This is a genomic window from Limnohabitans sp. Jir72, from assembly GCF_003063575.1.
Lineage (GTDB): Bacteria > Pseudomonadota > Gammaproteobacteria > Burkholderiales > Burkholderiaceae_C > Limnohabitans_A.
This window is the reverse complement of sequence record NZ_NESC01000001.1, coordinates 564,562-575,611: the sequence shown is the minus strand read 5'-3', so window position 1 is coordinate 575,611 and position 11,050 is coordinate 564,562. Positions and strand designations below refer to the sequence as shown.

Sequence of the window (11,050 nt, the reverse complement as noted above, 5' to 3'; positions counted from 1 at the left end):
ATGACCACCATGACATCTTCTTTCTCCATCAAGGACTTCCTCAAGAGCTTCCTGCTCGTGGAGTTGCTCAAGGGCATGGCCCTGACCGGACGCTACGCTTTCGCTCGCAAAGTGACGGTGCAGTTCCCGGAGGAAAAAACACCCCTGTCGCCCCGTTTTCGAGGCCTGCATGCGCTGCGCCGTTATGACAACGGTGAGGAGCGTTGCATCGCCTGCAAACTGTGCGAAGCCGTGTGCCCCGCGATGGCCATCACCATTGAGGCCGGTCAACGCGAAGACGGGTCCCGGCGCACCACGCGTTATGACATCGACTTGACCAAGTGCATTTTTTGCGGTTTTTGCGAAGAAAGCTGCCCGGTGGACTCCATCGTCGAGACCCACATTTTCGAATACCACGGCGAAAAGCGTGGCGACTTGTACTTCACCAAGGACATGTTGCTGGCCGTGGGCGACCGTTACGAAAAAGAGATCTCAGCTGCCAAAGCGGCTGACGCTCCTTACCGTTGAACGTGGCCCAGTCCTGAACATTTAAAAAGACAGACTTATGGACGTCAAGACCGGTTTCTTTTATCTCTTCTCGGTGGTGCTGATGTTTTCAGCCTTCCGCGTGGTGACGGCGCGCAACCCTGTGCACGCTGTGCTGTACCTCATGTTGGCCTTCTCTCAGGCCTCCGCCATCTGGCTGCTGCTCGGCGCCGAATTCCTGGCCATCACCCTGGTGCTGGTGTACTTGGGTGCGGTGATGGTGCTGTTTTTGTTCGTGGTGATGATGCTGGACATCAACATCGACACCTTGCGCGAAGGCTTCTGGAAGCATTTCCCGCTGGCCGCCACCTTGGGCACCATTGTTGCTCTCGAAATGGCCGCCGTGCTGATGAGCGGTTTTCGCTTGTCTTCGGTGCCCAAAGCGGTGGCTGCCGTGGCTGGTGCCGCACCGGTCTCCAATGCCAAAGCCTTGGGTATCTTGCTGTACACCGAGTACCTCATGCCCATCCAAATTGCTGCAGCGATCTTGCTGGTGGCGATGGTCGCTGCAATTGCCTTGACACTGCGTCAACGCAAGGACAGCAAAGCGATCGATCCCTCGATCCAGGTCCGTGTGCGCGCTGCTGACCGATTGAGTGTGGTCAAAGTCGCTGTCACCCAAGCGGCCCCCGCCCCCGTGGCTCCCGAAGCTGCACAGGAGAACAAATGATCGCCCTGACCCTCGGACATTTCTTGTCGCTCGGTGCCATGCTGTTTGCATTGGCCGTGATCGGCATTTTCTTGAATCGCAAGAACCTGATCGTCTTGCTCATGGCCATCGAACTGATGTTGCTGGCCGTGAACATGAACTTTGTGGCCTTTTCTCACTACTTGGGTGATATGCACGGCCAAGTGTTCGTGTTTTTCATCCTGACGGTGGCGGCGGCCGAGTCGGCCATCGGTCTGGCGATCCTCGTGCTGTTGTTCCGCAACAAGAACACCATCAACGTAGACGAACTCAATTCGCTCAAGGGTTAATAAGAATATGAGTCAAACCCTCAACGCAAGCACGCTGCTGGTTGTGCCGCTCGCGCCCCTGGTGGGCTCGGCACTGGCCGGTATCTTTGGTACGCAATTCGGTGGCAACTGGATTGGCCGCCGCCTGTCGCACACCCTGACCATTTTGGGTGTCTTGGTGGCATTCATCCTGTCGGCCATGACGCTCAAGAGCGTGATCGATGGCGCCCGATTCAACGAGACGATCTACACCTGGATGGTGGTGGGTGGCCTCAAGATGGAAGTGGGCTTCTTGATCGACAGCCTGACGGCCATGATGATGTGCGTGGTGACCTTTGTGTCGCTGATGGTGCACATCTACACCATTGGCTACATGGAAGAAGACGAAGGCTACAACCGCTTCTTCGCCTACATCTCTCTGTTCACCTTCTCCATGCTGATGCTCGTCATGAGCAACAACATGCTGCAGCTGTTCTTCGGCTGGGAAGCCGTGGGCCTGGTGTCTTATCTGCTGATCGGTTTCTGGTTCAACAAGCCCACGGCCATTTTTGCCAATATGAAGGCCTTTTTGGTCAACCGTGTGGGTGACTTCGGTTTCATCCTGGGCATTGGCCTGATCGCCGCTTATGCCGGCACGCTCAACTATGCCGAAGCGTTTGCCAAGACCGCCGAACTGGGCGCACTCACATTCCCCGGTACCGACTGGATGCTGGTGACTGTGATCTGCATTTGCCTTTTCATCGGTGCCATGGGCAAGTCGGCCCAGTTCCCGCTGCACGTGTGGCTGCCTGACTCGATGGAAGGTCCGACCCCCATTTCGGCGCTGATCCACGCGGCCACCATGGTGACCGCAGGTATTTTCATGGTGGCCCGCATGTCGCCGCTGTTCGAATTGTCGGACACTGCGCTGAACTTCATCATGGTGATCGGCTCGATCACGGCGCTGTTCATGGGTTTCCTGGGCATCATCCAAAACGACATCAAGCGCGTGGTGGCTTATTCCACCTTGTCGCAACTCGGCTACATGACCGTGGCGCTGGGCGCATCGGCTTACTCGGTCGCTGTGTTCCACCTGATGACGCACGCGTTCTTCAAGGCTCTGCTGTTCTTGGGTGCTGGCTCCGTCATCATGGGCATGCACCACAACCAGGACATCCGCTGGATGGGCGGCGTGCGCAAGTACATGCCCATCACCTGGATCACCTCTTTGCTTGGCTCCCTGGCCCTGATCGGTACACCTTTCTTCTCGGGTTTCTACTCGAAGGACAGCATCATCGAAGCCGTGCATGAAAGCCATCTGGCCGCTGCTGGCTTTGCCAACTTCGCCGTGCTGGCCGGTGTCTTCGTGACCGCCTTCTATTCGTTCCGCATGTACTTCCTGGTCTTCCACGGCAAGGAACGCTACGACCAGAACCCCGATGCCCACCATGGTCACGATGACCACGGTCATGGCCATGACGAGCACCACGAACCCCACGAGTCCCCTTGGGTCGTGACGGTGCCACTGGTCTTGCTGGCGATTCCTTCGGTGGTGATTGGTTTCATGACCATCGAGCCGATGCTCTACGGCGAGTTCTTCAAGGACGTGATCTTTGTGAACGCCGAGAAACACCCCGTGATGGCAGAAATGGCCGAACTGTTCCACGGCCCTGTGGCCATGGCAGTCCACGCCCTGAGCACTGCGCCTTTTTGGCTGGCTTTGGCCGGTGTGGTGGTGTCCTGGTACATGTACCTCATCAACCCCAAAGTGCCTGCGTTCTTTGCACGTGTTTTGCGTCCCGTGATCGTCATCCTCGAAAACAAATACTTCCTGGACTGGATCAACGAAAACATCCTGGCCCGCGGCGCACGCATGCTGGGCACCGGTTTGTGGAAAGTGGGCGACCGCGCTTTGATCGATGGGCTGTTGGTCAATGGTTCATGGAAAGTGGTGGGTTTGATCTCTGGAGCCGTGCGCCGCTTCCAGTCGGGTTACCTGTACCACTATGCCCTGGTCATGATCCTGGGTGTGTTCGCGCTGATGACGTATTTCGTCTGGCTCGCTTAACGGTTTAGAGGACGATATCAAAATGGGATTGTTAAGCCTTGCCATCTGGACGCCGATTGTTTTCGGCGTCATCTTGCTGGCCATCGGTCGTGACGGCCAAGCCCGCGCCGTGCGCTGGGTGGCCTTGATCGGCTCCGTCGTCAGTTTCCTGATCACCTTGCCGCTGTACAAGGGCTTTGAGCTCGGTACCTCGGCCATGCAGTTTGTCGAAAAATACACCTGGATCGAGCGCTTCAATGTGCATTACCACCTGGGTGTGGACGGCATCTCGCTGTGGTTGGTGTTGCTCACGGCTTTCATCAACGTGATCGTGGTCATCGCGGGCTGGGAAGTCATCACCCGCAAAGTCAACCAGTACATGGCAGCCTTCCTGATCCTGTCGGGTCTGATGATCGGCGTGTTCAGTGCCCTCGACGGGATGTTGTTCTATGTCTTCTTTGAAGCCACGCTGATCCCGATGTACCTGATCATCGGCATCTGGGGTGGCCCGAACAAGATCTACGCCGCATTCAAGTTTTTCCTGTACACACTGATGGGCTCGCTGCTGACGTTGATTGCGCTCATCTACCTGTACACCGCTTCTAACGGCAGCTTTGACATCTTGGCCTGGCACAAGCTCCCGCTGACCGGCAGTGTGCAGACCTTGCTGTTCTTCGCCTTCTTTGCCGCTTTTGCCGTGAAGGTCCCCATGTGGCCTTTCCACACGTGGTTGCCTGACGTGCACGTGGAAGCGCCTACCGGTGGTTCGGCTGTGCTGGCCGCCATCATGCTCAAGTTGGGCGCTTATGGCTTCCTGCGTTTCTCGATGCCCATCGCACCGGACGCTGCCCATGAGTGGGGTGGCTTCATGATCGTGCTGTCGCTCGTGGCTGTGGTGTATGTGGGGCTGGTCGCCATGGTGCAACAAGACATGAAAAAGCTGGTGGCTTATTCATCGGTGGCGCACATGGGCTTTGTGACCTTGGGTTTTTTCATCTTCAACCCGCTGGGCGTGTCCGGTGGCATCGTGCAAATGATCGCGCACGGTTTCGTGTCGGCGGCCATGTTCCTGTCGATCGGTGTCTTGTATGACCGCGTTCACTCGCGCGAGATCGCCAGCTACGGTGGTGTGGTCAACACCATGCCCAAGTTCGCCGCGTTTGCCTTGCTGTTCTCGATGGCCAACTGCGGCCTGCCAGGCACAGCCGGTTTCGTGGGCGAGTGGATGGTGATCCTGGGTGCCGTGAAGTTCAATTTCTGGATCGGCGCTTTGGCCGCTTCGGCCCTGATCTTCGGTGCCGCTTACACCCTGTGGATGTTCAAGCGCGTGTACTTGGGTCCTGTGGCCAACGACGACGTGAAGGAACTGACCGACATCAACAGCCGCGAATTCCTGGTCATGGCTTTGCTGGCCATCGCCGTGCTCTACATGGGCCTGTTCCCCAAGCCGTTCACCGATGTGATGGACACCTCGGTGGCCGACTTGCTCAAGCACGTGGCCTTGTCCAAATTGCCCCAATGAACATTCAGTGCTGAACTGAAGAAAAGAAAGAATGATGATGGACAACACCAGTTGGATGACGATCTATCCTGAAATCGTGTTGCTGGTCATGGCCTGTGTGATCGCGCTGGCCGACCTGTTTGTGAAGACCCCCAAGCGCACTGCCACCTACGCCCTGACTTTGCTGTCGCTCGGCGGTGTGGCCTGCCTCAACGCCATGTACGCCGATGCAGGCCAAACTGTGTACGGCTTTGGCCACCTCGTGGTCAGCGACCCGATGGGCCATTGGCTCAAGTGCTTCGCCGCGATTGCCGTGATGGTGACCTTGGTTTACTCGCGCCCTTATGCGGCTGACCGGGACATGCTGCGCGGCGGTGAACTGTTCAGCCTGAGCATGTTTGCCTTGCTGGGCATGAGCGTGATGATCTCCGGTCAAAACTTCCTGGTGCTGTACCTGGGCCTGGAACTGCTGACCCTGTCGAGCTACGCCTTGGTGGCCCTGCGCCGTGACCATGGTCAAGCCACGGAAGCGGCCATGAAGTACTTTGTGCTGGGGGCCATGGCTTCCGGTTTCCTGCTCTACGGCATGTCCATGATGTACGGTGCGACCGGCAGCCTCGAGCTGGCCGCAGTGCTCAAAGCGATTGCTTCTGGTCAAGTCAACCACCAGGTGCTGGTGTTTGGTCTGGTCTTCATTGTGTCCGGTCTGGCTTTCAAAATCGGTGCCGTGCCCTTCCACATGTGGATCCCCGACGTCTACCAAGGTGCTCCCACTGCCGCTACGCTGCTGATCGGTGGCGCGCCCAAGCTGGCCGCATTCGGCATCATGATCCGTTTGCTGGTCGAAGGCCTGCTGCCTTTGGCCATCGATTGGCAACAGATGTTGTCCCTCTTGGCGATCGGCTCACTGTTGATCGGTAACTTGGCTGCGATTGCACAGACCAACCTCAAGCGCATGCTGGCTTTCTCGACCATCGCGCAAATGGGCTTTGTCCTGCTGGGCTTCGTCGCTGGCGTGGTCAATGGTCAAACGACGCTTGCGGCCAACGCCTACAGCTCGGCCATGTTCTACATCGTGGGTTACGTGCTGACCACCTTGGCCAGCTTCGGCATCATCATGCTGCTGGCCCGCCAAGGCTTTGAGAGCGAAGAGATCACCGACCTGGCCGGTCTGAACCAGCGCAGCCCCCTGTACGCGGGTGTGATGGCTGTGTGCCTGTTCTCGCTGGCCGGCATCCCGCCCATGGTGGGCTTTTATGCCAAGCTGGCCGTGCTGCAATCGCTGGTGGCGTCGGGTCAAGGTTTCTACATTGGCCTGGCGATCTTCGCCGTGCTCATGTCCTTGATCGGCGCCTTCTACTACCTGCGCGTGGTCAAGGTCATGTACTTTGACGAGCCCGTCACCGCCACCACCGTGTCGGCCGATGCCGACGTGCGCGTGGTCTTGTCCCTGAACGGCTTGCTGGTTCTGGTCTTGGGCATGGCCCCCGGTGCCTTGATGGCGCTGTGTGCAGACGCCATCGCCCGCATGCTGGCTGTCTGAGCACCATGACCTCTTCTTGGGCCATTGGCTTGTTGATCGCGCTGGCTGTGCTGGCCGCCAACTTGCCATTTGCCAACCAGCGCGTCTTGCTGGTGGGGCCATTTCGCAGCACCAAATCACTGGCCATCCGGCTGGCTGAGTTGGTGCTGCTTTATTTTGTGGTGGGTGCTGTGGGCTTGGCGCTCGAAAACCATGCCGGTCAAATCGCTCCCCAAGGCTGGGAGTTCTATGCCATCACCGGCACCATGTTCTTGACCCTGGCCTTTCCCGGTTTCGTCTACCGTTACCTGATGCACCGAAAGCACTGAGCGCGGCTTCGGTCCCTTTCCTGGGTTCCCCTCATGTCTGACGATCATCTGATTGAGCACCGCGTGTCACAGCAAGAGCTGTTGCGTGGAAACTTTCTGCACGCTTTTCGCGACACGGTGCGTCTGCCCAACCACAGCCTGGCCACCCGTGAATACGTGGTTCACCCCGGCGCGGTGATGGTGATCCCGATGCTGCAACTGCCCGACGGGCAGATCCGTTTGGTGCTGGAGCGGCAATACCGCTACCCGGTGGCGCAGGTGATGATCGAGTTCCCTGCAGGCAAGCTCGATGCCGGTGAAGACCCCTGGGTGTGCGCCCGGCGTGAGCTGATGGAAGAAACCGGCTACCGCGCCCGCGAATGGGCCAAGGCAGGTGTCTTGCACCCCGTGATCGCCTATTCGACCGAAGTGATCGAGATATGGTTTGCGCGAGACCTCACCTTGGGGGAGCGGCAACTCGACTCGGGAGAGTTTCTGGATGTCTTCACCGCCACCCCTGATGAACTGATGGCTTGGTGCCAACAAGGTCTGGTGACCGATGCCAAAACCCTGACCGGGGTGCTTTGGCTGCAAAATGTGCTCTCCGGTGCTTGGCCATTGACTTGGCAAAGCGCCACCTGAACGCATTGACATGAAAGTCCTTGACCTCCAGTGTCGTCAGGGCCACAGCTTCGAAGGCTGGTTCGGCTCCCAAGACGATTACGATGCGCAGCGGGCTCAGGGACTGGTCACGTGCCCGATGTGCAATGACAGCGAGATCACCAAAATGCTGTCCGCACCTCGCCTGAACCTGGGCCACGGCACAACGCCTTTGAAACCCGCAACCGATGTGCCTGCTGTGGTGCCCGCCGCTGAAGTAGCGCCCGCAGACGCTAGCCCCGTGGTGCAAATGCAGGCCGCCCTGATGCACATGGTGCGCCATGTGATGGCCAACACCGAAGACGTGGGCAACAAGTTTGCTGAAGAGGCCCGCAAGATCCATTACGGCGAGCGCGAAGAACGCAACATCCGTGGACAAGCCACTCGCGAAGAGACCGAAGCCTTGCTTGACGAGGGCATTGATGTTTTGCCGTTGCCTGTGCCGGATGCGCTGAAAGAGCCGCTGCAATAAGTCTGCGGTGTGTACAGCCTCATTGCACTGGCGGTGTCATCAATTCTTATTGCTGGGCAGAAATGGGAAGAAGAAAACTGCAGATAAAAAAGGGCTGACCTGACGATCAGCCCTTAAAGGGATCCCTGTTTCAGATGAAATTCGAAAGGATCCGAGGAGACAACTTGCAAATTCAGGGGGCAGGTCCTTGCAAAACCCGCCGCCTGTGAAAATCACTTCTTCTTGCCAGCTTTGGGTGCAGCAGCCGAGACGGCAGCCAAATTGGACTCGGCCATGTCGGTGGCTTGCTTGACGGCTTTTTGCACGGATTCGAAAGCGGTGTTGGCTGCAGTCACGGCACCCTTCATCATGGCCACGGCTTGCTCCGAACCGGCAGGTGCGTTTTGCGCAGCGCTGTCGACCAGAGTAGAAAACTGCTTTTGAGCCGCAGCCGCTTGGGCTTCGAAAGCCTTGGTGAATTCGCCACCGGTGCCGGAAGCGATGTCGTACAGGTGACGGCTGTAAGCAGCGGCCTTTTCAGCCAAAGGCTGGAACAAGTTGGCTTGCATGGCCACCAACTCTTGGGCGTCTTTCACGCTCAGAGCGGCTTGGGTGTTGCTGGAGGACTCGTCCAAAGCGGCTTTGGCGGCGGTCAGGTTCAGTTCGACCAGTTTTTCCACGCCTTCAAAGGCTTTGGCGGTCAAGCCAAACAGGGTTTCCACATTGGCTTTGTGTGAGGCGACGATTTGTTCAGCGGTCATCATGAGAATCTCCAGATAAAAAGTGTGGTTCAAGAAGACTGCGCCGTAACTGGCCGGGGCCGTACAACTTTGTTGCAGTGCAGCATGGTTTCGATTTTAGGGTTTGCCCGTGGCTTTGCAAGGGGTACAGACCGTCTGGCGCGAAGTTTAGAGAGCGTTTTCTAGAATGGCGCTTTGCACAGTTAGGCTCCCCTGCACGCTCTCATGCACGCTTATTACGCCGACCATTTCGTCTTGCCTTTGCCCGAAGGCCACCGCTTTCCGATGCGCAAGTACAGCCGTCTGCGTGACCGTCTGACGCAAGAGCTGACCGGTGTGCAGATGCGCGAGGCCCCTGCGGCCAGCGACGGCGAGCTGGCGCTGGTGCACACCCCGGCATACATCCAGGGCGTGGCCACGGGCAGCCTGGACCCCGTCATCCAGCGGGAGATTGGCTTTCCGTGGAGCCCGGCCATGGCCGAGCGGGCCAGACGCTCGGTGGGGGCCAGTGTGGCCGCCGCCCGTGATGCCTTGGTGCAGGGCGTGGCGGGCAACTTGGCCGGGGGCACCCACCATGCCTATGCCGACAAGGGCAGCGGCTTTTGTGTGTTCAACGACATCGCCGTCACCGCCCGGCTCATGCAGACCGAGGCCTGGCGGCTTCAGCGCCAGAAGATGAATGTGGCGGTGATCGATCTGGATGTGCACCAAGGCAACGGGACCGCCGCCATTTTTGCCCACGACCCGAGTGTCTTCACCTTGTCGTTGCACGGCGAGAAGAATTTTCCGTTTCGCAAGGAGCCCAGCGATCTGGATGTGGGCTTGCCGGACGGTTGCACCGATGAGCCTTATCTGGCGGCGCTGCACCAAGCCCTGCAAACCCTGCAGGACCGTTTTGACCCACACTTGGTGATTTACTTGGCAGGCGCCGATCCGCACGAGGGCGACCGTCTGGGGCGCCTGAAATTGACCGCTGACGGCATGCAAGCGCGCGACCGGGTGGTCATGGATTGGGTCTGGCAGCGACGCCTGCCTGTGGTCATGTGCATGGGCGGCGGCTATGGGCACGACATTGAGACCACGGTGCAGGTGCAAACGCAGACTTGGGGCGTGGCTTTCGACCATTGGGTGCGTTGGCAACGCTGGCACAATCTCAGGCGATGAACACGCCTGCAAAACCCCAAGCCGAAGGTCGAGACGCCTACAAGGCATTTCGCGAGATCACCACCCGCTGGATGGACAACGACGTCTATGGGCATGTGAACAACGTCGTGTACTACAGCTGGTTCGACACCGCTGTGAATGCGACCTTGATCGAAAAAGGCGTGCTCGACATCCACGGCGGCAGCACCATTGGCCTGGTCATCGAGACCCAGTGCAATTACTTTGCGCCGCTGGCCTTTCCGCAAACCATCGATGCCGGCATCCGCGTGGCCAAGTTGGGCACTTCGAGCGTTCGCTACGAAGTGGGCTTGTTCGCCCAGGACGAGCCCCTGTGCGCCGCCAAAGGCCATTTTGTACACGTGTACGTGGACCGCGAAACCCGCCGCCCCGTGCCCTTGCCCCCCGCATTGAAAGCTTATCTGGAGACTTTGACATGAGCATCCCCCACATCGACCAACAAGTCAGCGCCCGCGTGAGCGATCCGGCCAGCGTGGACACCGCCATCCTGAGCCGGTTTTCGGCCCGCGCTTTTTTGCCGCAGGCGGTGGAGCGCAGCGTGCTCGAAGAAGTCTTGCAAGTCTCGGCCCGTGCGCCCAGCGGCACCAACACCCAGCCCTGGAAAGTCTATGTCTTGCAGGGCACCAAGCGCGATGAACTGGTGGCCAAAACCTGCGCCGCACACGACGCCATCAGCGCCAACCCGGCCTTGGCCGCCGAGTACGCCGAGGTGTACGACTACTACCCCGAAAAATGGGTCAGCCCCTACATCGACCGCCGCCGCGAGTGCGGTTTTGGTCTGTATGGCGTGTTGGGCATCGGCAAGGGCGACAAAGACCGCATGCACGCGCAGCACCAGCAGAATTTCCGATTCTTTGACGCGCCCGTGGGCCTGGTCTTCACCATCGACAAAGTCATGGGCCGGGGCAGCTTGCTGGACTACGGCATGTTCTTGCAAAGCATCATGCTGGCCGCCCGTGCGCGGGGCCTGCACACCTGCCCGCAAGCGGCCTGGAACAACTTCAGCAAAATCATCTTGCCCCATGTCGGCGCGGGTGAAAACGAGATGGTGGTCTGCGGCATGGCGCTGGGCTATGCCGACGAGGCGGCGCTGGTCAACACCTTCCAGACCACGCGCGTGAAAGCGCAGGATTTCACCCACTGGGTGGAATAAGTTGATCGTCTGAGCACAAAGGGGC

Annotated in this window: 13 protein-coding genes; 12 read left to right on the top strand and 1 reads right to left on the bottom strand. The window is 58.7% G+C overall.

Going from position 1 to position 11,050, the window contains the following annotated elements; all coding sequences use genetic code 11:
- Positions 1–9: 9 nt before the first annotated feature.
- The 9 genes from nuoI to B9Z52_RS02430 are packed head-to-tail and all read left to right on the top strand — an operon-like array spanning position 10 to position 7,971.
- Positions 10–507 carry an NADH-quinone oxidoreductase subunit NuoI gene (nuoI, locus tag B9Z52_RS02470; protein WP_369907838.1) on the top strand — a complete coding sequence of 166 codons (498 nt, stop codon included), beginning with the start codon at positions 10–12 and terminating at the stop codon, positions 505–507.
- A gap of 37 nt (positions 508–544) precedes the next feature.
- The gene (locus B9Z52_RS02465) at positions 545–1,195 is read left to right on the top strand and encodes an NADH-quinone oxidoreductase subunit J (protein ID WP_108412248.1); all 651 of its coding nucleotides are present in this window, start codon (positions 545–547) and stop codon (positions 1,193–1,195) included.
- The gene (gene nuoK / locus B9Z52_RS02460) at positions 1,195–1,503 is read left to right on the top strand and encodes an NADH-quinone oxidoreductase subunit NuoK (RefSeq protein ID WP_108412357.1); all 309 of its coding nucleotides are present in this window, start codon (positions 1,195–1,197) and stop codon (positions 1,501–1,503) included. Before B9Z52_RS02465 ends, nuoK begins: the two co-directional genes overlap by 1 nt.
- Positions 1,504–1,510: 7 nt before the next feature.
- The gene (gene nuoL, locus B9Z52_RS02455) at positions 1,511–3,529 is read left to right on the top strand and encodes an NADH-quinone oxidoreductase subunit L (protein ID WP_108412247.1); all 2,019 of its coding nucleotides are present in this window, start codon (positions 1,511–1,513) and stop codon (positions 3,527–3,529) included.
- A gap of 22 nt (positions 3,530–3,551) precedes the next feature.
- Positions 3,552–5,030 (top strand): NADH-quinone oxidoreductase subunit M, encoded by a 1,479-nt coding sequence (locus tag B9Z52_RS02450; RefSeq protein WP_108412246.1) that lies wholly within the window; start codon positions 3,552–3,554, stop codon positions 5,028–5,030.
- A 34-nt stretch (positions 5,031–5,064) separates the two neighbouring features.
- On the top strand, positions 5,065–6,552 hold the full coding sequence (gene nuoN / locus B9Z52_RS02445; RefSeq protein ID WP_108412356.1) for an NADH-quinone oxidoreductase subunit NuoN: 1,488 nt from the start codon (positions 5,065–5,067) through the stop codon (positions 6,550–6,552).
- 5 nt (positions 6,553–6,557) lie between these two features.
- A complete protein-coding gene (locus B9Z52_RS02440) occupies positions 6,558–6,860 on the top strand; it encodes a DUF2818 family protein (RefSeq protein ID WP_108412245.1) in 303 nt (100 codons plus the stop codon).
- Between the two features lie 33 nt (positions 6,861–6,893).
- Complete coding sequence (locus tag B9Z52_RS02435; RefSeq protein ID WP_108412244.1) at positions 6,894–7,481, top strand: NUDIX domain-containing protein; 588 nt, start codon at positions 6,894–6,896, stop codon at positions 7,479–7,481.
- Positions 7,482–7,491: 10 nt separating this feature from the next.
- Positions 7,492–7,971: a DUF1178 family protein gene (locus B9Z52_RS02430; protein WP_108412243.1), complete on the top strand. Its 480-nt coding sequence runs from the start codon at positions 7,492–7,494 to the stop codon at positions 7,969–7,971.
- A gap of 212 nt (positions 7,972–8,183) precedes the next feature.
- Here the strand turns inward: B9Z52_RS02430 and B9Z52_RS02425 are convergent, their stop codons facing one another.
- Complete coding sequence (locus B9Z52_RS02425) at positions 8,184–8,714, bottom strand: phasin family protein (protein WP_108412242.1); 531 nt, start codon at positions 8,712–8,714, stop codon at positions 8,184–8,186.
- A gap of 201 nt (positions 8,715–8,915) precedes the next feature.
- Here B9Z52_RS02425 and B9Z52_RS02420 point away from each other — a divergent pair, with 201 nt between their 5' ends.
- Genes B9Z52_RS02420 through B9Z52_RS02410 form a run of 3 tightly spaced genes read left to right on the top strand, consistent with a single transcriptional unit; the run spans position 8,916 to position 11,025 of the window.
- Positions 8,916–9,854 carry a histone deacetylase gene (locus B9Z52_RS02420; RefSeq protein ID WP_108412241.1) on the top strand — a complete coding sequence of 313 codons (939 nt, stop codon included), beginning with the start codon at positions 8,916–8,918 and terminating at the stop codon, positions 9,852–9,854.
- The gene (locus B9Z52_RS02415) at positions 9,851–10,291 is read left to right on the top strand and encodes a thioesterase family protein (protein ID WP_108412240.1); all 441 of its coding nucleotides are present in this window, start codon (positions 9,851–9,853) and stop codon (positions 10,289–10,291) included. Before B9Z52_RS02420 ends, B9Z52_RS02415 begins: the two co-directional genes overlap by 4 nt.
- Entirely contained in the window at positions 10,288–11,025 is a 738-nt protein-coding gene (locus B9Z52_RS02410) for a nitroreductase (RefSeq protein ID WP_108412239.1), read from the top strand. The genes B9Z52_RS02415 and B9Z52_RS02410 overlap by 4 nt, the downstream gene beginning before the upstream one ends.
- The last annotated feature ends 25 nt before the right edge of the window (positions 11,026–11,050 follow it).

Bases quoted from the DNA above. Each gene is read 5' to 3' on its own strand.
- nuoI (WP_369907838.1), top strand. From the start codon at position 10: ATGACATCTTCTTTCTCCATCAAGGACTTCCTCAAGAGCTTCCTGCTC.
- B9Z52_RS02465 (WP_108412248.1), top strand. From the start codon at position 545: ATGGACGTCAAGACCGGTTTCTTTTATCTCTTCTCGGTGGTGCTGATG.
- nuoL (WP_108412247.1), top strand. From the start codon at position 1,511: ATGAGTCAAACCCTCAACGCAAGCACGCTGCTGGTTGTGCCGCTCGCG.
- B9Z52_RS02450 (WP_108412246.1), top strand. From the start codon at position 3,552: ATGGGATTGTTAAGCCTTGCCATCTGGACGCCGATTGTTTTCGGCGTC.
- nuoN (WP_108412356.1), top strand. From the start codon at position 5,065: ATGATGGACAACACCAGTTGGATGACGATCTATCCTGAAATCGTGTTG.
- B9Z52_RS02440 (WP_108412245.1), top strand. From the start codon at position 6,558: ATGACCTCTTCTTGGGCCATTGGCTTGTTGATCGCGCTGGCTGTGCTG.
- B9Z52_RS02435 (WP_108412244.1), top strand. From the start codon at position 6,894: ATGTCTGACGATCATCTGATTGAGCACCGCGTGTCACAGCAAGAGCTG.
- B9Z52_RS02430 (WP_108412243.1), top strand. From the start codon at position 7,492: ATGAAAGTCCTTGACCTCCAGTGTCGTCAGGGCCACAGCTTCGAAGGC.
- B9Z52_RS02425 (WP_108412242.1), bottom strand. From the start codon at position 8,714: ATGATGACCGCTGAACAAATCGTCGCCTCACACAAAGCCAATGTGGAA.
- B9Z52_RS02420 (WP_108412241.1), top strand. From the start codon at position 8,916: ATGCACGCTTATTACGCCGACCATTTCGTCTTGCCTTTGCCCGAAGGC.
- B9Z52_RS02415 (WP_108412240.1), top strand. From the start codon at position 9,851: ATGAACACGCCTGCAAAACCCCAAGCCGAAGGTCGAGACGCCTACAAG.
- B9Z52_RS02410 (WP_108412239.1), top strand. From the start codon at position 10,288: ATGAGCATCCCCCACATCGACCAACAAGTCAGCGCCCGCGTGAGCGAT.